The organism is Bosea sp. OAE506, from assembly GCF_040546595.1.
Lineage (GTDB): Bacteria > Pseudomonadota > Alphaproteobacteria > Rhizobiales > Beijerinckiaceae > Allobosea.
Genome location: NZ_JBEPOB010000001.1, coordinates 2729129 through 2756103 on the forward strand (window position 1 = coordinate 2729129; position 26975 = coordinate 2756103).

The window sequence follows — 26975 nt, forward strand, 5'->3', positions numbered from 1 at the left end:
TCGCCCGAGAATGACGTGATGCCGCGTTAACGGATGAATTGGTCCGCGTAGTCGGCGCCCAGCCCGTTGCTCGCGTAATGCGCGCGGCATTTGTCGAGACGCGTGAAGACGTCGTCATAGCCGAGGCATTTGCCGTCCGGGTCGACATAGATCATCGCGCCATTGACCTGGAACATGGTGATCATCTCCTCGGTGTCGGGATCGACCACCAGCGTATGCGTCTCGCCCGGCGCCTCGTAGACGTAAGATCCTTCGGTGGCGACCCAGTCATGCTCGAGGTAGCGCCACTTCCCCTTCAGCACATAGCCATGGACGGGCTGCGGGTGGCGATGGCGCGAGAGCACGCCGGCCCGGCGCACGCGCAGCAGGTTCATCCAGTAACCGCGGGTCACGCTGAGGCATAAGGGTCGGAACCAGACATTGTCGTCGACCGGCACCCAGACGCGCTCATCCTCCGGGATGACGTTGGGCACGATCAGCTCGGGCGGGGAATCCTTCGGCTGCGGATGGCGGTAGGGCGTCCAGCGCTCGGCTTCGCTGGCGACGACCGGAATGGGGCTGACCTTGTTCATGGCGTTTCTCCCGTTCGATGTTGGCTGAACCGTCGTTGTCGAACTGATTCAGATGTGCCCGGCATCGTCCTGTGCCGGTTGTGTTTTCTTGCTGTCGTTCAGACCGCCAGATAGCCGCCGTCGACCGGCAGGATCGTGCCGGTGATGAAGGCGGCCGCATCCGAAAGCAGGAAGGCGATGGCGCCACCGACATCGCCGGGCTGGCCCCAGCGGTTCATCGGCGTGCGCGCCAGGATCGGCGCCGAGCGGGCAGCGTCCTCGACCAGCGGCCTCGTCAGTTCGGTCGCGATCCAGCCCGGCGCGACGGCGTTGACGCGGATGCCGTCGCCCGCCCATGCGGCAGCGAGCGATTTGGTGAGCTGGCCGATCGCGCCCTTGGACGCCGAGTAGCCCGGCGCATAGGCCGAGCCGTGGAAGGTCAGCATCGAGGCGATGTTGACGATCGCGCCCTTGCTACCGGCGAGCTTGTCCTTCGCGGCCAGGCACATCCGCATCGTACCGGTGAGATTGACCTCGACCGTGAAGCGGAAGGCCTCGATCTCGAATTCCTTGCCGCCGCGCTGGATCATGCCGGCGCAGTTCACCAGCGCGTCGAGCCGCGGGCAGGCGGCGACGGTTGCCGCGACCTCGGAGTCCTTGGTGACATCGAGCCGCGCATGGCGGATTGCGGGGTGGGGCGGGGCGCCCGCCACCTCCTCGTCGGTCAAGCCCGTAGCGAGCACCTCGTAGCCGGCCAGCGCCAGCGCCAGCGCTGCGCCCTGGCCGATGCCGCGGGTGCCGCCGGTGACCAGCGCGAAGCGGAGTGTGGAGGAAGGAGCGTCTGTTGTCATGGACCGAAGACTATCGGCGCGCCGGCTCGACGGGAAGGGCGCGCGTCCCGCGTTTCAGGGCGTCGGAAGCTCCAGTTTCAGCAGGGCCGTGCCGTTGGTCTGGACGTCACGGCCGACCATGGGCACCTGCCGGCCGAGGCTGAGATCGAGCGTGGTGCGCCAGGGCGTCGCGAGCGGCCGGGTCAGATCCGCGGCGAGCTTCACCCGCGGCGTCAGGCTGCCGGCAACGCCGTTCTGCGCGGCGAAGCTGTAGCTGCCGGCAAGCGCGATCTCGGTCGTCAGCGTGACGATGTCGTGCGGGCGCAAACGGTAGCCGAGCACGGCCTCGCCGTTTTGCTCGACGGCGCCGGCCGCGGGCAGGCTGCCGCCGGTCGCCGCGCGCCAGACGACGTCGCCCTCGCTGCCGGAGCCGCGTGTCACGTTCCAGCCCAGCCGGGTGTCGCTGCGCTGCCAGCCACCCTGGCCCGAGACGATCTCGGTCGAGAGCGAGAGTTGGTCGGCGCCGAGCTTCATGCCGACCGCCCGCTCGGTTGCGGCGGGCAGGGGGGTGCCGGCCGGCGTGAGCCCGCGGCGGATCGGCGTGGCCGCGATTTCGGGCCTCGCGAGCGGGTTGGCGGCCGCGCCGCGCCGGGCGGCTCCCGGCGTGAGATAGCCGGGGCGGTCCGGCTCGGGCTCTGGTGTCGCCGCCTCCCAGCGCGGGATCGGTGCGAAGAGGCTCGTTTCAGCCTCCTCGCCGAAGGCGGCGTCCAGCATCTGCGCCGGTTCTTCCGCCGGCGTCTGGGCGCGGGCGCTGGGCGCGGCGGCCAGCAGCAGGAGCGCGGCCAAGGCAAGGGGGCGGTGGGGCAAGGCGAGAGCAGGCTGTGACGAGAGCGAAGGCATGAGCGAGGCGGTCTTCCGGGCCGGCGTGAATGAGCGCGGGAGGCTCGGGGCGGATGCTGACGATTTTGCGGCGGGGGTGGGGCGGTTCGCCGTCGGCTCCGATGCGTTGCACGAAAGCCGCGCCTGCCGCAGGGGCGAGGCCAGGCGCTGGCGCGCTTTTGGGCCGGCTTAGCCGAAAACCGCATTTCCCTTTGCGGGCCGATGTTCTAGGAAGCGGCCAACCGCCTGCGGCGCCCGTGCCGCAGTCTGGAAAGCTTCACGTCTGGCCAGCAGCAGGGGTCGTTTCACATGAGCAAGATCAAGGTCGCCAACCCCGTCGTCGACATGGACGGCGACGAGATGACCCGCATCATCTGGCAGAAGATCAAGGACACGCTGATCTTCCCCTATCTCGACCTCGAGCTCGACTATTACGACCTCTCGGTCGAGAACCGCGACGCCACCGACGACCAGGTGACGATCGACGCCGCCAACGCGACCAAGAAGCACGGCGTCGCCGTGAAATGCGCGACGATCACGCCCGATGAGGGCCGCGTGAAGGAATTCAACCTCAAGTCGATGTGGAAGAGCCCCAACGGCACGATCCGCAACATCCTCGGCGGCGTGATCTTCCGCGAGCCGATCATCTGCAAGAACGTGCCGCGCCTCGTGCCGGGCTGGACCCAGCCGATCGTGATCGGCCGCCATGCCTATGGCGACCAGTACCGCGCCACCGACTTCAAGTTCCCCGGCAAGGGCACGCTGTCGATCAAGTTCGTTGGCGAGGACGGCGCGGTGATCGAGAAGGAGGTCTTCAAGGCCCCGGACGCCGGCGTCGCCATGGCGATGTACAACCTCGACGAGTCGATCAAGGATTTCGCTCGGGCCTCGCTGAACTACGGCCTGATCCGCAAGTACCCGGTCTATCTCTCGACCAAGAACACCATCCTCAAGACCTATGACGGGCGCTTCAAGGACATCTTCGAGGAGATCTACCAGGCCGAGTTCAAGGCGCAGTTCGACGCCGCCGGCATTACCTATGAGCACCGCCTGATCGACGACATGGTCGCCTCGGCGATGAAGTGGTCGGGCGGCTATGTCTGGGCCTGCAAGAACTATGATGGCGACGTGCAGTCCGACACGGTGGCGCAGGGCTTCGGCTCGCTCGGCCTGATGACCTCGGTGCTGATGACGCCGGACGGCAAGACCGTCGAGGCCGAAGCGGCGCATGGCACGGTGACGCGCCACTACCGCGAGCACCAGAAGGGCAAGGAGACCTCGACCAACTCGATCGCCTCGATCTTCGCCTGGACCCGTGGTCTCGCCCACCGCGCCAAGCTCGACGGCAATGACGAGCTCGCCAGGTTCGCGACGCTGCTCGAGAAGGTCACGGTCGACACCGTCGAGGCCGGCGACATGACCAAGGATCTCGCCCTGCTGGTCGGCGCCGAGCAGAAGTGGCTCTCGACCACCGGCTTCCTCGAGAAAGTCAGCGAGAACATGCGCAAGGCCATGGCCGCCTGAGCGGACGAGCCTTTCGTGACGCAACGAGCCCGGCCGACGACGGCCGGGCTTTTTTGTTGGGGCGGCCGTTTCCTCGACGCCGTCATCCTGGACCAGCCGCGAAGCGGCGCAGGCCGGGATCCATCCTAGGAGCTGTACAGCGCCCTATGATGGATCCCGGTCGGCCTGCGGCCGCCCAGGATGACGGGGGTGGTTCGGAGAAAATCTGGAAGCGCCACGCACCAAACGCCCCGACCGGCCTGAAGGCCGCGGGGTTTCGCATCATTGCCCCCCAGAGGGGATGCGCGGAGCCGGGTGGGGCGCGTCCTTGCCGCGTGCCGATGACGAGTGTCGATGTCGAGGTGTCGATGCAGCGCCGATCTCGCGCCGCCCGGCTCCGCGCGCAGGTGTTTTGGGCGTCCCGGCCATCAGTCCCTGACGAGGGGACTTACTGCCGCTCGACCTCCGGGAGCCCCCGCCCGCAACGGCGACGCCTCCCGAAACCCGCCACCACACCCGGCCGCACGATGCCTCGCGACAGCCCCCTTGGTCGGGTGCAGCGCGGGGAGGATAGGGGCGGGTGGGGCGGCGGGGATAAAGGGCGGAGGTTATGCCCGTTTCGCGACGCTCCGGAATGACAGCGTGGAGTTGGCTCAGTCGCAAGGACCGGAGCTTGCACCCGCCCTCACTCCACGCTGACCGCCCTCGTCGCCAGCACGCGCAGCCCGCTGACGGGGGCGTCCATCACATAGCGCAGCTCGTAGGCGCCGGGCTGGTCGGGGCCGTCCAGCGTCGCCTCGACGTTTTCCTGCGGGAAGAAGGACGGTCCATCGGCGTCGGGGGCGGCGCCGGCCGGGACCAGAACGACGCGGTCGCGCTCGCCATTGGGGCCGATGCCGCGCACCGGCAGGGCCTGGCCGCGGCCGATGCGTGCAGGCGCGGCCAAGGTCGCCTCCGGCGGCGTGGTGACGAGCGGCTGGCGCAGCAGGATGACGGGGGCGCCGTCCTGGTCGCGCGTCAGGCGCAGCTCATAGGCGCCGGACTCGCCCGGCGTCGGCAGGCTGGCCGAGGCGCGGCCGCGCAGCGGCACCACGACGATGGCGCTTCCCGCCTGATCGGCCGGGCGCGCGATCGCCAGCCGCGCCCCCTCCGGCGCGCGCGTGGTCAGGACGTTCAGTGGCGAGCCCGCCATCAGCCGCTGCGAGGCGGACAGCGCAGGGCCTGCGGGCTGTGGCGGCTTGCGGGGGGCCTGCTGCTGCGCCTCGGCTTGCGACGGGGCGCCCATGGGCGACAGCGCGGCCAGCGGCAGGGCGGCCGCTGCCAGCAGCACGAGACGGCGAAGCCTCATGCGTCGCGCGCCAGCTTGCGGATATGGGCGGCGAGCTTCGGGCTGCGCGCGGTCAGGGCGCGGAAGTCGATCTGGTCGAGCACGAGCAGCTTGGTCGGCGCGGTCGCGACCGCGGCGTTGACGCCCGAGGCGTGGCTCGTGATCGCGACGTCGTCCAGCGTCAGTGCGCCGAAGAAATGGCCTTCGTCCAAGGTCGTCTTTCCCTCCGGCAGAGCGAGCTCAACCTCGCCGCTGGCGACGAAATAGAGCGCCTGCAGCGGCTCGCCATCATGCGCGACGACGACGCCGTTGCGCACCGTGCGGGCGCGCAGGAACTGCATCACCTCCGCGATCTCCACCGCATCGAGTTGGCCAAACAATGGCACCCGCGCGATCATGCTCCAGGTCACGACGAATTCGCGGCGATGGATTTCCTGCGCGAAGGCGGTGGCGACGATGCCGACCGGCAGCGCCAGCATGACGAGGCCGAGCACCGCGGTGACGGCGGCGACCGCCTTGCCCGCGGCGGTGATCGGATAGACATCGCCATAACCCACCGTGGTGAGCGTGATGATCGCCCACCACATTGCATCGGGAATGGTGCCGAACTTGTCGGGCTGCGCTTCGCGCTCGACGAGATGCATCACGCTCGCCGTCATCAGCATCACGCCCATCAGCACGACGAAGCAGGCGAAGAGCGCCTTGCGCTCGGCGTGGAGTGCGGCGGCGAGCGAGGCCATGCCGGGCGAATAGCGGCCGAGCTTGAAGAAGCGCAGCAGCCGCAGCAGCAGGAGGAAGTGCAGATCGGCCAGGCCCAGCACGGCGAAGGCGAGCGGCAGCGTCGCCAGCAGATCGACCACCGCCGGCAGCGAGGCGGCATAGGTCAGCCGTGCCTTCAGAGGCGTCAGCGCCCGGTAGCGGGCATGCTCGGGCGCGACCCAGAGGCGGGCGGCGTATTCCAGCGCGAAGATCGCCAGCGAGACGGTTTCGAGCGCGTGGAACGCCGGGCCGAAGCGCTGCGCCATGTCGGGAAGCGAATGCAGCACGATCGCTGCGACATTGGCGCAGATCAGCAGGACGAGGCCGCGATGGATCGCGTTGGCGACGGGATCGTCTCCCGCGCCATGGTCGAGCCAGAGATGCACCCGGCGCCGCCATCCCATCGCTGAGGTGGCGGCGGCCATGGCGGACGTCAGGCCATCGCGGCTGCGACGGCGTCGAGCGCGGCCTGCGCCTTGTCGCCGTCCGGCCCGCCAGCCTGTGCCATGTCGCGGCGTCCGCCGCCACCCTTGCCGCCGAGCGCCTCCGACGCCGCGCGCACCAGCGCGACCGCATCGAAGCGCTCGGTCAGGTCCGGCGTGACGCCGACGACGACGCCGGCCTTGCCGTCCTCAGCGACGCCGACGATGGCGACGACGCCCGAGCCGATGCGGGTCTTGGCCTCGTCGGCGAGGCTCTTCAGGTCCTTCATCTCGACGCCGCTGATGGCGCGAGCCAGGAGCTTGGTGCCGGCGATCTCCTGGACCGGATCCTGCGCCTCGCCGCCGCCGCCCATGGCGAGCTTCTTGCGGGCGTCGGAGAGCTCGCGGTCGAGCTTGCGGCGCTCCTCGATCAGCGCGGCCAGACGCGGCCCGGCCTCATGCGCGGGCACCTTGAGCAGGCTGGCGAGGCCATCGAGCAGGCGCGACTCGGTGTTGAGCCGCAGGCGCGCGCCGTTGCCGGTCATCGCCTCGAGGCGGCGGACGCCGGCCGCGACCGCGCTCTCGCCGACAATGCTGACAAGGCCGATATCGCCGGTGCGGCTGGCATGGGTGCCGCCGCAGAGCTCGACCGAATAGGCGCGGCCGGTGGCGTTGGTGCCCATCGCGACGACGCGGACCTCGTCGCCATATTTCTCGCCGAAGAGAGCGCGGGCGCCGGACGCGATGGCCTCGTCGACGCTCATCAAGCGGGTCGAGACCGGCTCGTTCTTCAGCACGATGGCGTTGGCGATCTCCTCGACCTCGCGCAGCTCCTCATCCGAAATCGGCTTGGGATGCGAGAAGTCGAAGCGCAGGCGATCGGGCGAGACCAGCGAACCCTTCTGCGCGACATGGTCGCCGAGCACGAGACGCAGCGCCTCGTGCAGCAGATGGGTGGCGGAGTGGTTGGCGCGGATCGCGGTGCGGCGGGCATGATCGACGGTCAGCTCGACGGCAGAGCCGCGCTTCAGCACGCCATCCTTGACCGTGACCGCATGGGCGAAGACATTGCCGAGCTTCTTCTGCACGTCGCCGACGGTGGCGAGGAAGCCCGCGCCGCGGACCGTGCCGGCATCGCCGACCTGGCCGCCGGATTCGCCGTAGAACGGGGTCTGGTTGACAATCATCAGCCCGCTCTCGCCGGCATTCAGGCTCTCGACCTCGGCATTATCGCGGATCAGCGCGGTGACGACGCCTTCGGCGGTCTCGGTGTCGTAGCCGAGGAATTCCGTGGCGCCGAGCTTGTCGCGCAAGGGGAACCAGAGCTTCTCGGTCGCGGCCTCGCCGGTGCCGGCCCAGGCGGCGCGCGCCTTGGCCTTCTGCTGCTGCATGGCGGCATCGAAGCCATCCGTATCGACGGTGACGCCGCGGGCGCGCAGCGCATCCTGCGTCAGGTCGAGCGGGAAGCCATAGGTGTCGTAGAGCGTGAAGGCGACCTCGCCCTTGAGGCTCTGGCCCTCGGTCAGGTCCTTCGCGGCATCGTCGAGCAGGGTGAGGCCGCGGGCCAGCGTGGTGCGAAAGCGGGTTTCCTCGAGCTGCAGCGTCTCGGAGATCAGGGCCTCGGCGCGCATCAGCTCGGGATAGGCGCGGCCCATCTCGCGGGTCAGCACAGGAACGAGCTTGTGCAGCAGCGGATCCCTGGCGCCGAGCAGCTGCGCATGGCGCATGCCGCGGCGCATGATCCGGCGCAGCACATAGCCGCGGCCCTCGTTGGAGGGCAGGACGCCATCGGCGATCAGGAAAGCCGAGCAGCGCAGATGGTCGGCGATGACGCGGTGGCTCGCCTTCATCGGCCCGTCGGAGGGGATGTTGGTGAGGTCGGCGATGGCGGAGATCAGCGCCGCGAACAGGTCGATCGAATAGTTGTCATGCGTGCCCTGGAGCACGGCGGCGATGCGCTCTAGGCCCATGCCGGTGTCGATCGAGGGGCGGGGCAGGTTCGTGCGAACGCCGCCCGCCGCCTCCTCATATTGCATGAAGACGAGGTTCCAGATCTCGATGAAGCGGTCGCCATCCTCGTCGGGCGAGCCGGGCGGACCGCCGGGGATGTGGTCGCCATGGTCGTAGAAGATCTCGGAGCAGGGGCCGCAGGGGCCGGTGTCGCCCATGCGCCAGAAATTGTCCGAGGTCGGGATGCGGATGATCTTCGAGTCGGTGAGGCCGGCGATCTTCTTCCAGAGGCCATGCGCCTCGTCATCCTCGGAATAGACCGTGACCGTCAGCTTCTCCTTGGGCAGGCCGTATTCGCGCGTGACCAGGGTCCAGGCATGTTCGATCGCCTGCTCCTTGAAATAGTCGCCGAAGGAGAAATTCCCCAGCATCTCGAAGAAGGTGTGGTGGCGGGCGGTGTAGCCGACATTGTCGAGGTCGTTGTGCTTGCCGCCGGCGCGGACGCATTTCTGCGCGGTGGTGGCGCGGACGTAAGGGCGCTTCTCCTGGCCGGTGAAGACGTTCTTGAATTGCACCATGCCCGAATTGGCGAACATCAGCGTCGGGTCGTTGCGCGGCACGAGCGGGCTTGACGGCACCACCTCATGGCCCTGGCTCTTGAAGTAATCGAGGAAGGTGGACCGGATCTCGTTGACGCCGCTCATTGTCGTTCGAACTCTTGGCTATCGGGCTGCCGTCCGGGCCGGGCCGGCGGTTTCAAGCGTTCTAGTGAGGCCGCTTGCCGCTGTCGAGAGAGTGCAGATCGCAAGGCGTTGTGCCCAAACGACAACGGGCGGCCCAAGGGCCGCCCGTGTTTCATGTGACGTCGTTCTCGGGCGGCGCGAAGCGCAGACCCGAGAATCTCTCGCAGGAGATGCTCGGGTCAAGCCCGAGCATGACGTTCAGCGTGTCCGCTCAGGCCTCGCCCTCGTCGAGATCATCCGCCGTCGGGGTCGCCTGGTCGAGGATCCGCTCGGCGACGAGCCCGGAATTCTGGCGGATCGTGGCCTCGATCTTGGCGGCCATTTCGGGGTTGGCCTTGAGGAAGGTCTTGGCGTTCTCGCGGCCCTGACCGAGGCGCTGGCTGTCGAAGGAGAACCAGGCGCCGGACTTCTCGACCATGCCGGCCTTGACGCCGAGATCGACGAGCTCGCCGACCTTGGAGATGCCCTCGCCGAACATGATGTCGAACTCGACCTGCTTGAAGGGCGGCGCGACCTTGTTCTTGACGACCTTGACGCGGACCTGGTTGCCGGTGGCCTCGTCGCGCTCCTTCAGCGTCGAGACGCGGCGAATGTCGAGGCGCACGGAGGCGTAGAACTTCAGCGCGTTGCCGCCGGTCGTCGTCTCCGGGGAGCCGTACATCACGCCGATCTTCATGCGGATCTGGTTGATGAAGATGACCATGCAGTTCGAGCGCGAGATCGAAGCGGTCAGCTTGCGCAGCGCCTGGCTCATCAGGCGGGCTTGCAGGCCCGGCTGGACGTCGCCCATCTCGCCCTCGATCTCGGCGCGCGGGGTCAGCGCGGCGACCGAGTCGACCACGAGCACGTCGATCGCGCCGGAACGGACCAGCGTGTCGGTGATCTCGAGCGCCTGCTCGCCGGTGTCGGGCTGGGAGATCAGCAGGTCGTCGAGATTGACGCCGAGCTTGCGGGCATAGACCGGGTCGAGCGCGTGCTCGGCGTCGACGAAGGCGCAGACGCCGCCCTTCTTCTGGGCCTCTGCGATGGTGTGCAGCGCCAGCGTGGTCTTGCCGGAGGATTCAGGGCCGTAGATCTCGATGACGCGACCGCGCGGCAGGCCGCCGACGCCGAGCGCGATGTCGAGGCCGAGCGAACCGGTCGAAATCGTCTCGATCTCGATCGCCTGCTGGTTCTTGCCCAGGCGCATGATCGAGCCCTTGCCGAAGGCGCGCTCGATCTGCGAGAGCGCCGCATCCAGCGCCTTGGCCTTGTCCATCGAGGACCCTTCCACCAGTTTCAGATTCGCCTGACTCACGACTCGCGCTCCTTATGGCAGGGGCGCGGGGACATCTCAATCCGCGCCGATGGCGCAAGATGGTCATGGTTTGTTCTCGTTCGCAAGTTCTTTCTTCGTTCTCATGCCGCGCCTACTGACAGGAGATGGCAGGAGGGGTTATGCCTGTCCTCCGCGGGCCGCCGCATGCGGCCGGCCGAAGACGCAGGAGTGAGGGCATGGGCAGGCGCGCAAGCGATTACGGGCTGATCTGCGGGATGCTGCCGCCAGGGCCGCTCAACGCGATCACCGACGTCGCCGGCGTGCGCGTCGGCCATCGCAGCCTGCGCGACGGGAACGTTCTCACCGGCTTCACGGCGATTCTCCCGCATGAGGGCGATCTCTTCCGCGAGAAGCTGCGGGCGGGCTGCGACGTCATCAACGGCTTCGGCAAGAGCGCCGGGCTGGTGCAGCTCGCCGAACTCGGCCAGATCGAGACGCCGATCCTGCTCGGCAACACCCTTGCGGTCGGCACCGGCTTCGACGCTTTGGTGAGCCGGGCGCTCGCTGCCAATCCCGACATCGGGCGCGAGACCGCCACGGTCAATCCGCTCGTGCTGGAGTGCAATGACGGGTTCCTGTCGGATATCCGCGCGCGGGCCCTGACGGAAGCCGATGCACATGCCGCGCTCGATGCCGCCGCTGATGGGCCGGTGGCCGAGGGCTCGGTCGGCGCTGGCTCGGGGATGAGCGCATTCGGCTTCAAGGGCGGCATCGGCACGGCCTCTCGCCTGATGCGGCTGGATGGCGGCGACTTCACCCTGGGCGTTCTCGTGCTGGCCAATTTCGGCGCGGCCGGCGATCTCGTCCTGCCCGACGGGCGCCGGCCCGTGCCGCCTGTGCAGACGCGCCCCACGCCGGAGCGCGGGTCGGTCATCATCGTACTAGCAACCGACCTGCCGCTCGAGTCGCGGCAGCTGACGCGGGTGGCGCGTCGCTGCGGCGCGGGCCTGGCGCGGCTGGGGGCGTTCTGGGGCCATGGCAGCGGCGATATCGCGGTCGCCTTCAGCACCGCCGGACGCATCGCCCATCACGAGGCGGCCGACATCCTGCCGATGGCGATGCTCAACGAGAGCCGGATCGACTTGCCGTTCCGCGCCGCCGCCGAGGCGACGCAGGAGGCGGTTCTCAACGCGATGCTGGCGGCGCCCGCGATCACCGGGCGGGACGGGCATGCGCGCCCGTCGCTGGTGGACGCGCTCGGCTGAGCGCTACCCCATCGCCGCCTTCACCGTCTCGACGAGCTGCTTCATCGTGAAGGGCTTGGGCAGGAACTGGAAATCCTCGCCCTCGGGCAGATTCTTGCGGAAGGCTTCCTCGGCATAGCCGGAGACGAAGACGACCTTGGTGTTGGGGTTGCGCTGGCGCAGCTCGCCGAGCAGCGTCGGGCCGTCCATCTCTGGCATCACCACGTCGGAGACGACGAGGTCGATCTGGCCGTCATGGGCCAGGAAGATGTCGAGCGCCTCGACGCCCGAGGCCGCCTCGTGGACGGTGTAGCCGCGCGAGACCAGCATACGGGCGTTGAGCGCGCGCACGGCGTCCTCGTCCTCGACCAGCAGGATGACGCCCGCGCCGGTATGGTCCGCGGCGACCTTCTTGGGCGCCTCCTTGACCGCGGCCTCGGCGGCGATCTCCTCTTCGCTGGGAACATGGCGGGGCAGGAAGATGCGGAAGATCGTGCCGCGGCCGACGACCGAGTCGCAGAAGACGAAGCCGCCGGTCTGCTTGACGATGCCATAGACCATGGAGAGGCCCAGGCCCGTGCCCTTGCCGACCTCCTTGGTGGTGAAGAAGGGCTCGAAGATCTTGTCGAGATGCTCGGGCGCGATGCCGGTGCCGGAATCCTCGACCTCGAGCAGGACATAGTCGTCGGCCGGCAGGGCGGCATGGGCGAAGGTGGCGCAGTCGGCGCGCTCGACATTGCGCGTGCGCACGGTGAGCTTGCCGCCGCCGGCCATGGCGTCGCGGGCGTTGACGGCGAGGTTGACGATCACCTGCTCGAGCTGGCCGAGATCGGCCTTGACCGGCCAGAGATCGCGGCCCTGGCGGACGTCGAGCGTGACCTTGTCGGCAACGACGCGCTTCAGCATCAGCGAGAGGTCCGACAGCACGTCGCCGAGCTCCAGCACCTGCGGGCGCAGCGTCTGGCGGCGCGAGAAGGCGAGCAGCTGCCGCACCAACGCCGCGGCGCGGTAGGCGTTCTGCTTGATCTGCATGATGTCGGGGAAGGAGGGGTCCGTCGGGCGGTGGCTCGCCAGCAGGAACTCCGAGGCGTTGATGATGACCTGCAGCACGTTGTTGAAGTCGTGCGCGATGCCGCCGGCGAGCTGCCCGACCGCCTGCATCTTCTGGGCCTGGTCGATATTGTCCTTGAGCTTGCGCTCGGCGGTGGTCTCCAGCGCGTAGATGATGGCGCGCTCGCCGTCGCCATCCTCCGTTGCCGCCACGGGCGAGAGATAGAGCCGGACCGAGCGGGTCTCGTCGGCGGCCAGCGTCAGGTCGAGCGGGGTGATCTCGGAGCGGCCCTCCATCGCCTCGGTCAGGGCGCGGTCGAGCCCGCCGCCGGCGGCGACGAGGTCCAGGATCGTGGCCGGCTGCGGCCCGCCGGGGGTGAGGCGGGCGAAGGCGGCATTGGCGCGCAGGATGGCGCCATTGCGGTCGACGGTGGCGATCGCCATGGGCGTCGAGTGGAAGAAGCGGGCAAAGCGGATCTCGGCCTCGCTGCCGCCGTCGGTGCCGGCCTCGCCGGGGGCGCGGTTGAGCACGAGGGTGCGCGAGGGGCCGGCGCGGCCGTCGCTGCCGAAGGCGACCTGATGGTGCAGGCGCACGGGCAGAGGCGCGCCGTTGCGGCGCTTGAGATCGACGTCGAGCACCTCGACGCGCACGTCGCCGGCATGGCCGCGGATGGCCTGGACGAGCGCCGCGGCGGCCGGTGTGGCGATGTCGTCGAGATGCAAGCCCCCTGAGCCGAAGCGGGCGAGGTCGAAATCGAGCCAGCCAGAGAGGGTGGCGTTGAGATAGGACACCTCGCCATCGGCGTCGATCGAGACGAAGCCGGCCGGCGCGTGGTCGAGATAGTCGATCGCGTGCTGGAGTTCCTGGAAGGCGTTCTCCTGGCGCTCGCGCTCGGGCGTGACGTCGGAAACCGACCAGAGCGTCGCCGGCCGGCCGTCACGGCGCAGCGGCGAGACCTTGATGCGATACCAGCCGACCGCACCGCGCCCGCCGAGCGCGGGTTCGAGGCGCACCTCCTCGACCAGCTTACGGTTCTCGCGGGCGGCGGTGGCCAGGCGGTAGATCGCCTCCGAGACCTCGGCGCGGCCGGTGAAGAGGCTGTTGACGGGGCGCAGGTCGCTGGCGCCGCGGGCGCCGGCCAGGGCCAGATAGGCCTCGTTGGCATAGACGATCGCGGTCTCGCCCTCGGTGACGACGACGCCCTCGTCGGCGCGGTCGACGATCGTCTTGGTCAGGTCGTTGCGGGCGGCGCGGCCGGAGAACTGCACCAGCCCGATGGCGAAGGCGAAGAGGCCGAAGACGCCGACCACCGAGAGCAGTGCCAGCAGCCCGAGGATGAGCGGCTGCGCCCATTCATTGGCGATGAAGCCGAGCGCGATCGCCGAGCCGACGAGCAGCCCCGCGACCAGCAGGATGACGCCGATATGGCCCGGCTTGTCGGAACGATCGATCGCTGTCGTGGTGCCGCCCATTGCGGTGTGGTCCGTCCCGTTGGCATGGGGCCGCGCTGGCGGCGTCAGTCGAGGCTTCCCGGCGAGTTAGGCGCGGCGGCGCTTCAGGCGCAAGACGTATCCGATCACTTCCGCCACCGCCTGGTAGTGTTCGACAGGAATCTCGTCGTCGATGTCGACGCTGGCATAGAGCGCGCGGGCCAGCGGCACGTTCTCGACGATCGGGACGTCATGCGCGCCGGCGACCTCACGGATCTTCAGCGCGACCGCGTCGACGCCCTTGGCGAGGCAGAGCGGCGCGGCCATGCCGGGCTCGTATTGCAGGGCGACGGCGTAGTGCGTCGGGTTCGTGATGATGACGGTGGCCTTGGGCACCTGCGCCATCATGCGCTTGCGCACACGCTGGGCCCGGATCTGGCGCAGCTTCGCCTTGACCTCGGGATTGCCCTCCGAGTTCTTGTACTCGTCCTTGAGCTCCTGCTTGGTCATCTTCTGGCGCTGGTACCAGGAGAAGCGCTGCCAGACGAAATCGCCGAGCGCGACCACGGCGAAGAGCGCGAGGGCCGCGGCCATCAGCTTGATCGCCAGGACGAGCGTCGCCGGCAGCAGCGCCGCGACGTTCATCTGGGCGAAGCCCTCGAGCCGGTCATGCTCGTTCCAGAGCGTGATCCAGAGCACGGCGCCGACCAGCCCGGTCTTGGCCAGGCCCTTGGCGAAGTTGACCCAGGCCTCCTTGCCGAACATGCGCTTGGCGCCGGCCATAGGCGAGATCCGGTCGAACTTCGGCATCAGCGGGTCGAAGGTCCAGAGCGGCTTGTGCTGGACCAGCGCGCCAGCCAGCGCGGCGACGAGGATGAAGGCGAAGGGCAGGCCGAGCGCGGCAAAGCCGGTCATCACGCCCTGCTTGGCGACATGGGCGAAGGCGGCGCCATCGGACGGCACCTGATGGGCGTTCATCAGGAAGGCGCGCAGCGCCAGCGCGCTGTCGCGGGCGGCCCAGCCGGCGCCGACCAACAGCGCCAGGGTGAAGCCGCAGAGCACGAAGAAGGTGCCGATCTCCTGCGATCTCGGAATGTCGCCTTTCTCGGCGGCCTGATCCAGTTTTCGCTGGGTCGGGTCCTCTGTTCTGTCCTCGTTGTCGGCATCCTCTGACATCGGCGCTCAGTTCCCCGTGAACTGGCGCAGGAATCCGCCGAGATCGCCCAGGAAGACGCTCATCATCACGCCGACGACGGCGAAGAGGACGAGCATGCCACCGAGGATCGAGGCCGGGACCGCGAGGAAGAAGACCTGGAGCTGCGGCATCATGCGGGCGAGCACGCCGAGGCCGAGATTGAACAGCAGGCCGAAGACGATGAAGGGCGCCGAGATCTGCACCGCCAGCGAAAAGCCCTGCGAGGCGGCGCGCACCGCCAGCATCATGACGTCGCCGAGTTCCGGGCTGCCGCCCGGCGGCAGGATCCGGTAGCTCTCATGGATCGCTACGATGGCGACATGGTGCAGGTCGCTGGTCAGGATCAGCGTGATGCCGAGCATGGTCAGCAGGTTGCCGATCGAGGGGTTCTGCGTGCCGCCTGTCGGATCAACGGTCATCGCGAAGCCCAGGCCCATGGTCTGCGCGACCAGGGTGCCGGCGGTCTGCAGGCAAGCCATGACGAAGCGGGCGCAGACGCCGATCACGAGGCCGATCAGCACCTCGCCGAGCAGGAGCGTGACGACGCCGGAGGCGCCGGCCGGCAACTGGACGAGCGGGCGGGCCATGGGCACCATCATCAGGGCGATGAAGAAGGCCAGCGAGAGCCGCGCACGCGAGAAGATGAAGCGCTCGCCGATGCCGGGCATGAGCATCACCAGCGTCCCGACCCGCGCGAAGACGAGCACGAAGACGGCGCTGATCTCGGGCAGGATCGCGATCTGCATCGTGCCGCCGGGCCCTCGTCGCCATTCGGGGCGCCGCGGGGCCGGGCCGCCGGAGAGGGCGAGGCACGGCAGCGGCAGGCTCATTCGCCCGTGGCGATTCGGACGGCGACCCGCCCCATATAACCCGCCAGCGCGTCGCCCATGAACGGCAGAAACAGCATCATCGCGGCGAAGACGGCGATGATCTTCGGCACATAGACCAGCGTCTGCTCCTGGATCTGCGTCAGCGCCTGCACGAGCGAGACGGCGAGGCCGACGATGAGGGCCACCATCATCAAGGGCCCGCCGGCCTTGAGAAAGACCATGATGCCGTCGCGGGCGACGTCGAGAATGGCTCCGGAAGTCATGGATATCGTCCTGATGGGCCGGGTTCAGACCGGCATCCGCATGATTTCTTCATAGGCCGCGATGACACGGTCGCGCACGGCGACCAGCGTCTCGATCGCCGCCTCGCTCTCGGCGACCGCTGTGACGACGTCGACGACGTCGGCGCGGCCGGCGGCGACGGAGGCCGCTTGGGCGTCCGAGCGGCGGCCGGCATCGGCGGTGGATTCGAGCGCCTTGCCGATCAGCGAGGCGAAATCGGTGCCGCCGCTCTCCGAGGTGGAGGCGGTCTGCGGCTTGCGGAGCAGGTTGCCCGCGCCCATCCCCTGGATGGAGGCATAGGCGCCGGCGGCGAAGCTGGGCGTGGCCATGACGGTCTGTCCCTTCAGGCGCGCAGGATGTCGATGGTGCGCTGGATCATCCGGCGCGTTGACGAGATCAGGTTGAGGTTGGCCTCGTAGCTGCGCTGGGCCTCGCGCATGTCCATCGTCTCGACCAGCGAGTTGACGTTGGGCATGCGGACATTGCCGGTCGCGTCAGCTGTCGGGTTGCCGGGCTCGTACTTGACCCGGAAGGCGCTCTGGTCGCGCTGGACGCGGCCCATATCGACGACCTGCGCCTCGAGATCGCGGTCGAAGCGGCGCTGGAAGGTCGGGATCTTGCGGCGATAGGGGTCGGCGCCTGCGCGCTCCGGGCCCGAATCGGCATTGGCCATGTTCTCGGCGATGACGCGCATGCGGCCGGACTGGCTGCGCAGCCCCGACGTCGCCACCGCGATGCTCTTGAGAAGATCCATATCGCCTGTTCCCCTTGCTCCGTCGCGGCGCCGCCTGCGCGGCGTCAGCGCCTCTCTTCAGCGCCCCTTGCCGATGGCGATCTTCATCAGCCCGAGACCCTTGCTGTAGAGCGAGGCAGCGAGCTGATAGTCCGACTGGTTCTGCGCGACCTTCATCATCTCGTCCTCGAGATTGACCGCATTGCCGCTGGGCGTGGTCTCGAAGCGGCGGGCGCGGGCGCTGTCGAAGCCGTCGCTGCGGCCGCCGATGCCCATATGCCCGGCGCTGGTGCGCGCCAGCGAGACATCGCCCACGCCGCCATTGCCGGCCCGGACCGCCGGCGCCTTGACGTCCATCGGACGGAAGCCCGGGCTGTCGGCATTGGCGACGTTCTCGGCCAGCACCTTCTGGCGGGACTGGTGGAAATGCATGCGCGTCTTCAGCGCCTGCATCAGGTTGCCGCCCGTACCGAGGGCCGAATTCGCCATGATCTCGCCCCTCCGATGCCGGCGCGACGCGCCGATCCGCTGGGTAAATATTGCCCAGCCCATGGTTAACGAGCGGTTAAAGGGGCCCGCTTTCGGAGATGTGGTTAACCACGCATTCACCATGTTTCCTGAAAGCGCGGGCGCTATGCTATAGCCAGCGTGTTCAACATCGGGTGGATTCCGGCAGCCGGGACCCGGCCCCGCCGTCGCTTATGAGGCAGACCTTGCAGAGCTTGTTTGGCTTCGATCTCCCGACCGCGCAGAAGTGGGTCATCGCATTTGGCGTCATCCTCGTCCTGCTCGTGCTGCTGGGTCTCTTCGCGCGGCAGATCAAGGACGGGCGGCTGCGGATCAAGGGGCAGGGCGGGGGGCGCACACGCCAGCCCAGGCTCGGCGTGGTCGACATCCACGACCTCGATCGCCAGCGCCAGCTCGTGCTGATCCGCCGCGACAATGTCGAGCATCTGGTGATGATCGGCGGCGCCTCGGACGTCGTGGTCGAAACCAACATCGTGCGCAGCGGCGCGCGGGCGGCGCTGCCGACCCAGGCCGAGCCGCTGCCGAGCGACCGGCCTCTGCCCTTCGACACGCTGGTTCCGCCCGAGCTGCTGCGTCAGGACCTGCCGCGTCAGGAGACTAGCAGGCCCGAGACCGCGAGGCAGGATGCGCTTCGCCAGGACAGCCTCGAGGAACTGCGCCGCGCCACCAGCCCGGCCGCGCCGGTTGCTTCTCCGGCTCCCGCCGTCGAAATGCCCGTCCGCCAGACGCCGCGCCAGAGCCAGGGTGCCAGCGCCGTCGAGGCTGCTGTTGCGGCCGCGGCGGGCGGAGCCGTTCTGGGCGCAGCCCTGTCCAGGGAGCCGTCGCCGGCGACGGCCGCATCCGCACCCGCCTTGCAGCCGCCGAACTTCGCCCGCGACCATGCGCCCGCCCCGACGGCGAGCGCGGTGGAGCTTGACGATATGGCCCGCCAGCTCGACGAGGCGCTGAAGCGTCCGTTCTCGGCCGTGCGCCCGGCGCAGGGCCAGGCGTCAGGAAGCCCGTTTGCTCCCGCCGAGCCCGTTCCGGCCGTGAAGCCCCCGGAACCCTCCAAGGAGCCGGAGGCTGCCAAGGCCCCCGAGGTTGCCAAGACTCCTGACGTAGCCAAGGCTCCGGAGGTCGCCAAGGCTCCGGAGACGGCGAAGCCTGTGGAGGCGGCCAAGCCGGCGGACACCGCCAAGCCGGTCGTCCCGCCGCCGCCGAAGCCTGAGCCGGTGGTGACGTCGTCCGCGCCGGCGCAGCCCCCCGTCCAGGCTCCCGCGCCCGCCGCGGCGAGCCGCGCCATGCCGATCGATGTCGAAGCCGAGCTCGAAATGGCGCTGGGGCTTAAGCCCGAACGCACCGACGCCCGGCCGCCTGCCGCCGCGCCGCCGATGCCGGTCGCTCCGGTGACGCCGCCGGCCGCCAAGCGGCAGGATCCGCCGCCGGTCTCCGAGCCGGAGCCGCCGCGCCCGTCGCCGGTCGCGGCCGAGCCCGCTGGCCCCGTCGCCAAGCCGGCTGCGCCTGCCGCCGCGGCCTCGTCCCCGGAGTTCGTAATCGAGCCCGTGTCCGTCGCTGTCACGACGAATTTCGATCGGCCGAGCCCGGTCGAGCCCGAGGCCCATGAGGCCAAGCCTGCAGAGCCCAAGTCTGCCGAGGCCAAATCTGCTGAGGACAAGCCTGCCGAGGCCAAGCCCGAAGAGCCTGCGGCCGACCCCAAGGCGATCGATCCGTTCTCGGTGGATGCGATCGAGGCGGAGTTCGCACGCCTGCTCGGCCGCGATCCGAAGGCCAAGGGCTGACCGTGCCGCGCGGCGCGATCAACAGCTTTCGGGCGCGCGCGGCACTCTGACGCCGCCGCGCCCGTTGCTGGCGCGGCGAAGCCGGCTCTAGCGTGGCGCAGTCCGACAGGTTGATTCGGGCGCAACCACGGCCGTGTGCGGGACCATGATCTGCTTCTCTGCGAGATGGCGCCGCCTTGTGCGGAGCCCGCGCGCCGTGACCGGCAGGCTCGCCCTGTGGGCCGCGCTGCTGGCCGTGCCTGCGGGGCCGGCGCTGGCGCAGACGCTCTCGCTCGATCTCGGCCAGGGCGGTGGCGTCGCCGAGCGCGCGCTGCAGCTGATCGCGGTCATCACGGTGCTGTCGCTGGCGCCGTCGATCCTGATCATGGTGACGTCCTTCACCCGGATCGTCGTGGTGCTGTCGCTGCTGCGTTCGGCGCTGGGCACGCAGACTGCTCCGCCCAATGCCGTGATCATCGGGCTGGCAGTGTTCCTGACCGGCTTCGTGATGGCGCCGACCCTGCGCGAGGCCTATTCGACCGCGGTCGCGCCGCTGGTGGCGGGGCAGATCCAGCCGGCGGAGGCCTATAATCGCGGCGTGGTGCCGTTCAAGACCTTCATGCTGCGCCATGTCCGCGAGAAGGATCTGGCGCTGTTCATGGAGATGTCGCGCGAGCCACCGCCCGCGACGCCGCAGGAGGTCCAGATCCATGTGCTGGTGCCGGCCTTCATGATCTCGGAGCTGCGGCGCGCCTTCGAGATCGGCTTCCTGCTGTTCGTGCCCTTCCTGATCATCGACCTGGTCGTGGCCTCGATCCTGATGTCGGTGGGCATGATGATGCTGCCGCCGGTGACGGTGGCGCTGCCGTTCAAGCTGATCTTTTTCGTGCTCGTCGACGGCTGGGGGCTGGTCGCCGGCTCGCTGGTGAAGAGTTACGGCGGCTGAGGGGCGGACTCCGCCTCAGCTGCGTCCCGGCGGGGCGGGGGCGGGAGCATTCGCGCCGGCCGCGGCCGCCGGTGTGGCCGGCGGCGTCGGGGGCGGCGGTGCCTCGGCTGCGGGAGGCGCTGCGGGCTTCTTCTGGCGGGCGGCGGCGGAATAGGCCGGGTAGCGCTCGCGATAGGCCTGCATGAAGTCGGACAGCGTATCGGCGCCGGCTGCGGCGGCAGCGCGGGCCATCTCGCGGATGTCGGCTGCCTTCGAGCGGTTCGCCCCGGTGACGAAGGCGAAGGTGCGCGCATCCGTGCTCTGCGCCATCTTGGTGGCGAACTTGCTCCGCAACCGGTCGAGCGAGAGCCCCTCATCGGCCATGACATAGGAGATCGCGGCGCGCATCACGTCGCCGCGCTGGCTGTCGCTGAGCGGGGCGTCTCCGCGCCAGGCCTCGTCGAGCATGCGCTCATGCGCCTCGCCCGCCTCGCGCCAGCGCCGCCCGGTCCAGTAGATGTCGGCGCGCAGGCGGTCGATCTCGGGGCCGCGCTCGACCTCGAGCAGGTCGAGCGCCTGGTCGGTGCGGGAGAGGTCGGAGAGCGCCTTGGCCTCGAGCAGCAGGCGGGCGCGCTTGACGTCGGCCGGCAGCTCGACGAGCCGGGTGCCGTTCAGCGCCCGCAGCGCCTCGGCCGGCTTGTTGTTCATCAGATCGACCATGGCGAGCCGGGCCGCGACGGTGGAGCGGGCCGCGCCGCTCAGGCGACGCTCGATCTGGTGGCGCAGGATGTCGCTGGCCTGATCGAGCAGATCGAGCGCGACCAGCCGGTCGGCGAGCAGGCGGGTGATCTCGTCGCCGCGGCGGCCGATCGGCAGGAAGTCGCGGAAATCGTAGAACAGCGCCAGGGCGTCGATCCGGGGCAGGTCGTCGATTCCGCGGCCGCCGAAGAGATCGGCGAAGCGCTGGGCCGTCTCGTCCTGCATGCGCCGCGTGATCGGATGTTCGGGGAAGCTCTCGCTGGCGCGGCGGGCGACCATGAAGGCGTCGCGCCAGCGCTGGCCGTCGGCGTAGATGCGGCCGAGCTCGCCCAGCGCCTCGATCTCCAGCTCGCCGCCGCGCCAGATGATGGAGACGGTCTCCAGCCGCGCCAGCGCCTCGTCGGCATTGATGTCGTTGCGCTTCTCCGCCTGGACGAGGCGGACGGCACGCAGCTGCGCCTCGGCCGCGACCGGGCGGCTATGGGCCTCGAACAGGGGGCGATAGCCGGCGAGCGCGTTGTCGGGCCGGCCCGCCGCGTCCTCCACCATCGCACGCAGCAAGGCGAGCTGTTCCTGATCGACGATGTCGGCCGGCATGGCGGAGAGCGTCTGGATTTCGCGCTCGGCGATCGTCACGTCGTTCAGCGCCAGAGCGGAGCGGACCTTGGCGATGCGCAGCGGCGCCTGAAGATCGGCCGGGTAGCGGTCGAGGATGGCATCGGCCTTGCGGAAGCCGAGCAGGGCAGGGCCGTGCCGGCCGCGGCGCTGGTCCACCAGCGCGCGCCAGAGCCCGGTCTCCAGATCGTCCTTGATCGCGGGCGCGTCGAAGGCGGCCGCTGCCTCCTGATGCCGGTGCATCTGCGCCGCGATGAACCCTTTCAGGAAGAGCGCCTGGCGGTTGTTGCGCATGGTCGGGTCGTCGGCCATCAGCGCCATCAGCGGGCCCTTGGCTTCCGTCATCAGCCCGTTGGCGGCATAGAAGCGCGCCAGCGCCAGGCGCGTCTCGGATTTGCGGGCGCGGGAGGCGCCGGCGACCTCGCGCTGCAGCACGCGCTCCTGCTCGCGCACGCCGTCGACGACGAGCTTGCTCCAGGTCGGGGGATCGATCAGCGGGGTGCGATCGGCCGCCGTCTCGGCCTCGCCGGCCTTGTCCTGCTGGCCGACGTCGAGCGTCACGGTCAGTCCGCCGCTGCGGCTGATGCGGACCTGCTCCGTGCCGGCCCGGACGACGACGTCGTCGGAGCGGGGCATCACCGCGATGCCGTGGGCGGTCGGCAACAGGCTGAATTCGACGAAGCGATAGGGCTTTGCGGTGACCTGAACCGGGCCGGTGGCGGTGGCGACCGCGACCGGCAGGCCGGAGGGGCCGGGCTCGAGCCAGTGCACGCCGGTGAGGCCGCGCAGCGGTACGGCGACCATGGTCTGGCCCTGATCGTCAACGCCACGGGCGGGGGCGAGGGGCTCGGCCGCCTTCACGCTCTGGTCGCCGAAGCCCAGCGACCAGGTGTTGCCGTCGTCGAAGAGGCGCGTCAGCGGCTGGCCGGCGAGGCGCAGCCGCACGAGCACCACGCGGCCCTCGCGGGTCACGGTCGAATCCTCGATCAGCTGTGGCAGCAGGCCCTTCAGTTCGGAGGGGTCGAGCGTGTCGCGGGTGTCGAAAACGAGAGTGACGAGGCCGGCCTCGGCGAAGCCGGCCGCACCGGTCGGGCGCGGGAAGCGGAAGTCGAGCCGGTTGGCGGTGGCGACGATCCGCACCGGCTGCGGCACCGGATCGACGGGGGGCGCGGCTGCAGCCTGCGGGGGCGCCGGTGCCGGCGGGGCGGCCGGCTTGTCGGCGGCGGGTGCTGCGGGACCGGGTGCTGCCGGGGCCGGAGCAGCGGGCGCCGGAGGTGCGTCGGCGGCCGGTGTGGCGGCCGCGATCAGCGCAGCCACGGGATCGGGAGGGGCGTTGGCGCCGGGCGGCCTCAGCAGATCGACCGTCAGCCCGTCCTCGTCGCGGAAGCTGCGGATCTGCCAGCTCTTCGGCACCGCCAGCGCGACGGTCGTCGTCGACCGCCCCGATTCCTGGCCCCGAAGCGCGACGCCCTCCGGCAGCGCGTTGCGGATCGCGGCAGGGTCGACCGAGAGCGGCTGGTCGAAGGTGAGGGTCAGCAGGCCGTCCTTGAGTTCGGAGGTCAGCTTGGTCTCGGGCGGCACGTCGAAGTTCAAGCGGTCCAGCGTCGGGAGGCTGGCGCTGCGCAGGACGAGCGGCTTGCGCGCGGCCTGGGCGGCGCGGGCGGCCTCGCGGGCGCGGCTCTCGGCCTGGCGGAGCCGCTCCGACATTTCAGCGATCACCTCCGGCGGCGGGCCGGGCAGCACGCCCTTCCAGTTCTCCGGCAGGAGATCGATGAAGGCGCGTTCGCCGGCCTCGATCAGATTGGCGCGATAGGGCTGGGACAGGGCGAGGCGCAGGCCGCGCCCGTCGGGATCGACGCGGGCGACCGAGACATAGCTCGGCAGCTCGCGCGCGATCCGCGCCACATCGACCTTGACGCTCGAACCGAAGGCGACGACGAGCACCCCGTTGGAGACGCGGATGCGCGTCTGCGTCGGCTCGTCGAAGGTGAGGGCGATCCGCCCGAAACCCGGCGGTACCACCTCGCCACGCAGCGTCGCGCTGGCTGCCAGCGCCGGCGCGCCGAGGCCGGCGGCGGCGGCGAGGGCCGTCAGGCCGATGCCGAAGGCGAGGGAACGCGGAAGACGCAAAGCCGGACACTCACGCAACACGACACGCTCGGAGCCGGACCCACGGCCCACCCCGATCGGTGCACGCTAGCGCGTCAAGGATAATGGGGCGTTAAGCGCCCGCGCTCCGCTCAGCGACGACGCGGGGCCGGGGCGATGGCCGGCAGCTCGGTGCTCGGCAGCGCGGCGGGATCGACCGCGACGCGTTCCGCGCCGGCATTGCGGGCCATGCTGGCGAGGGCAACGGTGAGCTTCTCGGCCCGGTCCGGCGCCATCACGGCCAGCACCTCGGACATCTTGCGCGGGTTCATCTGCTGCACGACCGGCACGAGCACATCGAGGCCGAGACGGTCGAAGACGCGGGCGGCATCCTTGGGCTTCATCGCCTCGTACATGATGACGAGGTTCTTGATCGCCTTGGCCTCCTCGCCCTGCGGCTTGGCGCCGGGGGCGCCGCCGGCCTTGGTCTCGAGGTCCTTGAGATCGCCGACGCGGCTGTCGAGCTTCTTCTCGGCGGTGTCGAGCAGACGCTCGCGCATCTCGAGCTCGCGCATGCGCGCATCGATTTCCTCGCGGCGCTCGCCGAGGCGTTCGAGCAGGGCGCGCTCGGCCGGGGAGACGGGGGCAGCGGTGCCGTTGATGATGCCGGCCTTGTTGAGCGGGTTGGCCGCGCGCGCCGCTTTCCGCCTTGGCCTCGGCCTCGGCCTTGTCCTGCCCCTTCTTGGAATCGGGCTTGTCGACGGATCCGGTCGTCTCGGGGTCGAGCAGGGGCCGGGCGCCGGCCTCCTTCTCGGGCTTCTTCGCCGTCGCGGGGGCCGACGCCAGGAGCGGAGCGCTGGACGGGATGATTCCGGGATAGGGCTCCGACGTCCAGGCAAGCAGCTTCAGCGCCAGGAGAGCCATGGCGCCGAGGATGACGGCCGGGAGCAGGCGGGGCCTTTCGATCACGCGGCGTGGCCTTCCAGCCGCCTAGCGGCGCGCGCGCGGATGGCGGCGGCGGACTGGGCGGCGCCTGCGAGGCGCGAGATCGGCTCGGGCGCGGGGGCGGGCGAGGTGGCCTCGACCGCCCGGGGCCCACCGACCATGGTCGCGGCGCTGACGATCTGGCCGATGCGGTCCATCACGACCTGGCCGGCCTCGATCTGGGCGGCGAGATCGGCGGCGTAGCGCTCGGCCGTCTGCAGGCGCTCGGCCAGCGTGCGGTCGCAGTCGCCCAGCGTCAGCTTCAGCCCGGCGATGGCGCGCTCGGCGGTGTCGGTGGCGGCGATCAGCGCGCCGACGGTTTGGCGCATGGCGGCCTCGTCCGCCTTAAGGCGTTCGATGCGCTTGGCGAGGACGTAGCAGGTGATGATGGTGGCGACGAGCAGGCTGGCGACCAGCGCATCGGCGATGAGGGTAATCGTCATGCGTCTGCCTCTGCTCAGGTCGCCTGGCTGTGCTGGTTGGTGTCGAAGGCTGCGATCGTCGTCTTGGAGCGCCGCAGCGGGGTGACGATCTGGACCGCGATCTTGTCGTCCACCCGGCCGACGCGGCCGTCGCTGACGACGAAGTCGCCGCAGCGCAGGGAGACGAAGGAATCAGGCTTGGCGTCGAACATCAGCGTGTCGCCGATTTCGAGGTTCATCATCCGCTTCAGCGGCATCTGCGCCTCATGCAGGACGCAGGTGACCGGCACCTCGGTCTGCCAGACTTCGGTCGCGAGGTGGTTCTCCCAGATCGGGTCGCGCCCGAGCTTTTCACCCATGAAGCTTTCGAGCAGCAGATCGCGGATCGGCTCGATGGTGGCGTAGGGCAGGATGATGTGGAGGGCGCCGCCGCGGCCTTCCATGTCGAACTTCAGCTCGACGCGGATCGCGGCGTTGGCGGGGCGCGAGATCGAGACGAAGCGCGGGTTCGATTCGATGCGGTCGATCGTGAAGTTGACCGGCGAGAGCGGCTTGAAGGCGGCCTCGGCGTCGCCCAGGATCAGCGAGATGACGCGGCGGATCAGCCGGATCTCGATCGAGGTGAAGGGGCGGCCGTCGACGCGCGGCGCGGGCTGGCCGCGCTTGCCGCCGAACATCGTGTCCATGATCGAGTACATCAGGGCTGATTCGATCGTGACCAGACCGAAATTGTCCCATTCCTCGGCCTTGAAGACCGAGAGCATCGCCGGCTGCGAGATCGAGTTCATGTAGTCGCCGAAACGCACGGAGCGGATGCTCTCCAGCGTGACCTCGACGTTGTCCGTGAAGAAGTTGCGCAGGCTGGTCGAGAGCAGGCGCACGAGACGCTCGAAGATGATTTCGAGCATCGGCAGGCGTTCATAGGAGACCGAGCCGGAATCGACGATCGCCTGGATGCCGTTGCGCTCGTTCTTGTCGTCGCCGAGCGAGAAACCGAGCATCGTGTCGATTTCTTCTTGGCTCATCAGGCGGTCCGTACCGCCTTCCTGTTCGCCTTCTTCCTCGACGATGTCGGGCATGGTGGCCCATTCGGCCGCCATCCCTTCCGGGCTGAGGGGCTCGTCCTTCGGAGGGGCGCCCTGATTGTCGCGGTCGCTCGTGCTCATGATGCTGTCGTCGCTTCCGTCAGTCTGTCTGCGCGGGCCGAGCGGCCTTCGCGCGCCGGTTCACTGGACCAGCAATTCCTTGAACAGCACCGCATCCACCTTCGCCGGGAACACCGTGACGTTGACGCGGCGCAGCAGCTCTTCCTTGAGGCGGTACATGCCGGCCGAGCCCTCGAGGTCGGAGGGGCGCAGCTCGCGCAGGAAGACCTGGAACGCGTCCTCGACGCGCGGCAGCAGCGGCTTGATGTCGTCGGAGACCTTGGCGTCGGCGGTCTCGAGCACGACCTTGATCTTGATGAAAGGCTGGCGCTCCTGCTGCTGGGTGCCGGTGATGCCGACCATCATGTCCTTCATCTCGATGAAGGCGACCGGCTTCTTGGCGTTCTTGGCCGCCTCGGCCGCGGCGATCTGCTCGGCCGAGGGCTTCTTCATGAAGAAGAACCAGCCGCCGCCGCCGGCGCCCGCCAGCAGCACGACGCCAGCGATGATGATGATCAGCTTCTTCTTCTTGCTCTTGCCGCCGCCGTCGGCGGCGCCCTCCTCGGGGGCGCCTTCCTCGGCGGTCTTGGGCTTCTTCGCCATCGCTGCATGCCCCGGAATGCCTGATGGTCCACCCGCGGCAGACCGTTGAGACACCCTGAACAGTCACGGTTAACGCGTCGTTAAGGAGGGCAATTTCTGCCGGGTCGATCTTGCCCGCCGGGCCGCTCCTGCAGGGTCCCGATCAGGGGCGTCTTCAGTAAA

General features: G+C 69.3%; 23 protein-coding genes. 4 read left to right on the top strand and 19 right to left on the bottom strand.

Annotated elements, in window-relative coordinates:
• Window positions 1–26 precede the first annotated feature (26 nt).
• The 3 genes from ABIE41_RS13300 to ABIE41_RS13310 all read right to left on the bottom strand — a co-directional run bounded on the left by ABIE41_RS13300 (window position 27) and on the right by ABIE41_RS13310 (window position 2227).
• On the bottom strand, window positions 27–572 hold the full coding sequence (locus ABIE41_RS13300; RefSeq protein ID WP_192640877.1) for a 2,4'-dihydroxyacetophenone dioxygenase family protein: 546 nt from the start codon (window positions 570–572) through the stop codon (window positions 27–29).
• A 98-nt stretch (window positions 573–670) separates the two neighbouring features.
• Window positions 671–1402, bottom strand: coding sequence for an SDR family NAD(P)-dependent oxidoreductase (locus ABIE41_RS13305; RefSeq protein WP_192640878.1), 732 nt, complete (start codon window positions 1400–1402; stop codon window positions 671–673).
• A gap of 54 nt (window positions 1403–1456) precedes the next feature.
• Window positions 1457–2227 carry a hypothetical protein gene (locus ABIE41_RS13310; RefSeq protein ID WP_192640879.1) on the bottom strand — a complete coding sequence of 257 codons (771 nt, stop codon included), beginning with the start codon at window positions 2225–2227 and terminating at the stop codon, window positions 1457–1459.
• A gap of 342 nt (window positions 2228–2569) precedes the next feature.
• Here ABIE41_RS13310 and ABIE41_RS13315 point away from each other — a divergent pair, with 342 nt between their 5' ends.
• Entirely contained in the window at window positions 2570–3784 is a 1215-nt protein-coding gene (locus ABIE41_RS13315) for an NADP-dependent isocitrate dehydrogenase (RefSeq protein WP_192640880.1), read from the top strand.
• A 664-nt stretch (window positions 3785–4448) separates the two neighbouring features.
• Here ABIE41_RS13315 and ABIE41_RS13320 read toward each other — a convergent pair.
• The 4 genes from ABIE41_RS13320 to recA all read right to left on the bottom strand — a co-directional run bounded on the left by ABIE41_RS13320 (window position 4449) and on the right by recA (window position 10261).
• The gene (locus ABIE41_RS13320) at window positions 4449–5111 is read right to left on the bottom strand and encodes a hypothetical protein (protein WP_192640881.1); all 663 of its coding nucleotides are present in this window, start codon (window positions 5109–5111) and stop codon (window positions 4449–4451) included.
• Window positions 5108–6274: a cyclic nucleotide-gated ion channel gene (locus tag ABIE41_RS13325; RefSeq protein WP_354192198.1), complete on the bottom strand. Its 1167-nt coding sequence runs from the start codon at window positions 6272–6274 to the stop codon at window positions 5108–5110. Before ABIE41_RS13325 ends, ABIE41_RS13320 begins: the two co-directional genes overlap by 4 nt.
• Window positions 6275–6282: 8 nt before the next feature.
• Complete coding sequence (gene alaS, locus ABIE41_RS13330; protein ID WP_192640882.1) at window positions 6283–8925, bottom strand: alanine--tRNA ligase; 2643 nt, start codon at window positions 8923–8925, stop codon at window positions 6283–6285.
• A 250-nt stretch (window positions 8926–9175) separates the two neighbouring features.
• Complete coding sequence (recA, locus tag ABIE41_RS13335; RefSeq protein ID WP_326906457.1) at window positions 9176–10261, bottom strand: recombinase RecA; 1086 nt, start codon at window positions 10259–10261, stop codon at window positions 9176–9178.
• A gap of 197 nt (window positions 10262–10458) precedes the next feature.
• Between recA and ABIE41_RS13340 the strand changes: the two genes are divergently transcribed.
• On the top strand, window positions 10459–11487 hold the full coding sequence (locus tag ABIE41_RS13340) for a DmpA family aminopeptidase (protein ID WP_192640883.1): 1029 nt from the start codon (window positions 10459–10461) through the stop codon (window positions 11485–11487).
• 3 nt (window positions 11488–11490) lie between these two features.
• Here ABIE41_RS13340 and cckA read toward each other — a convergent pair whose 3' ends face one another.
• The 7 genes from cckA to flgB all read right to left on the bottom strand — a co-directional run bounded on the left by cckA (window position 11491) and on the right by flgB (window position 17476).
• Window positions 11491–13989: a cell cycle histidine kinase CckA gene (cckA, locus tag ABIE41_RS13345; RefSeq protein ID WP_192640884.1), complete on the bottom strand. Its 2499-nt coding sequence runs from the start codon at window positions 13987–13989 to the stop codon at window positions 11491–11493.
• 66 nt (window positions 13990–14055) lie between these two features.
• A complete protein-coding gene (gene flhB / locus ABIE41_RS13350; protein ID WP_192640885.1) occupies window positions 14056–15123 on the bottom strand; it encodes a flagellar biosynthesis protein FlhB in 1068 nt (355 codons plus the stop codon).
• Window positions 15124–15129: 6 nt separating this feature from the next.
• Window positions 15130–15888, bottom strand: a complete 759-nt coding sequence (gene fliR, locus ABIE41_RS13355) for a flagellar biosynthetic protein FliR (protein WP_192642764.1) — start codon at window positions 15886–15888, stop codon at window positions 15130–15132.
• Between the two features lie 80 nt (window positions 15889–15968).
• Window positions 15969–16235: a flagellar biosynthesis protein FliQ gene (fliQ, locus tag ABIE41_RS13360; RefSeq protein ID WP_192640886.1), complete on the bottom strand. Its 267-nt coding sequence runs from the start codon at window positions 16233–16235 to the stop codon at window positions 15969–15971.
• 24 nt (window positions 16236–16259) lie between these two features.
• Window positions 16260–16583 carry a flagellar hook-basal body complex protein FliE gene (gene fliE, locus ABIE41_RS13365; RefSeq protein WP_192640887.1) on the bottom strand — a complete coding sequence of 108 codons (324 nt, stop codon included), beginning with the start codon at window positions 16581–16583 and terminating at the stop codon, window positions 16260–16262.
• A gap of 14 nt (window positions 16584–16597) precedes the next feature.
• Entirely contained in the window at window positions 16598–17008 is a 411-nt protein-coding gene (flgC, locus tag ABIE41_RS13370; protein ID WP_192640888.1) for a flagellar basal body rod protein FlgC, read from the bottom strand.
• A gap of 57 nt (window positions 17009–17065) precedes the next feature.
• Window positions 17066–17476 (bottom strand): flagellar basal body rod protein FlgB, encoded by a 411-nt coding sequence (flgB, locus tag ABIE41_RS13375; protein ID WP_192640889.1) that lies wholly within the window; start codon window positions 17474–17476, stop codon window positions 17066–17068.
• A 224-nt stretch (window positions 17477–17700) separates the two neighbouring features.
• Between flgB and ABIE41_RS13380 the strand changes: the two genes are divergently transcribed.
• The gene (locus ABIE41_RS13380; RefSeq protein ID WP_192640890.1) at window positions 17701–19293 is read left to right on the top strand and encodes a flagellar biosynthetic protein FliO; all 1593 of its coding nucleotides are present in this window, start codon (window positions 17701–17703) and stop codon (window positions 19291–19293) included.
• 145 nt (window positions 19294–19438) lie between these two features.
• On the top strand, window positions 19439–20218 hold the full coding sequence (gene fliP, locus ABIE41_RS13385; protein WP_192640891.1) for a flagellar type III secretion system pore protein FliP: 780 nt from the start codon (window positions 19439–19441) through the stop codon (window positions 20216–20218).
• 15 nt (window positions 20219–20233) lie between these two features.
• On the opposite strand, the gene ABIE41_RS13390 is transcribed toward fliP, so the two are convergent.
• The 5 genes from ABIE41_RS13390 to fliL form a co-directional block, all read right to left on the bottom strand.
• Window positions 20234–23701: a hypothetical protein gene (locus ABIE41_RS13390; RefSeq protein ID WP_192640892.1), complete on the bottom strand. Its 3468-nt coding sequence runs from the start codon at window positions 23699–23701 to the stop codon at window positions 20234–20236.
• 110 nt (window positions 23702–23811) lie between these two features.
• Window positions 23812–24234 (bottom strand): MotE family protein, encoded by a 423-nt coding sequence (locus ABIE41_RS13395; RefSeq protein WP_354192206.1) that lies wholly within the window; start codon window positions 24232–24234, stop codon window positions 23812–23814.
• 390 nt (window positions 24235–24624) lie between these two features.
• On the bottom strand, window positions 24625–25086 hold the full coding sequence (locus ABIE41_RS13400; protein ID WP_192640893.1) for a DUF6468 domain-containing protein: 462 nt from the start codon (window positions 25084–25086) through the stop codon (window positions 24625–24627).
• Window positions 25087–25100: 14 nt separating this feature from the next.
• On the bottom strand, window positions 25101–26231 hold the full coding sequence (gene fliM, locus ABIE41_RS13405; protein WP_192640894.1) for a flagellar motor switch protein FliM: 1131 nt from the start codon (window positions 26229–26231) through the stop codon (window positions 25101–25103).
• A gap of 60 nt (window positions 26232–26291) precedes the next feature.
• Window positions 26292–26813 carry a flagellar basal body-associated protein FliL gene (gene fliL / locus ABIE41_RS13410; RefSeq protein ID WP_192640895.1) on the bottom strand — a complete coding sequence of 174 codons (522 nt, stop codon included), beginning with the start codon at window positions 26811–26813 and terminating at the stop codon, window positions 26292–26294.
• Between the last annotated feature and the right edge of the window lie 162 nt (window positions 26814–26975).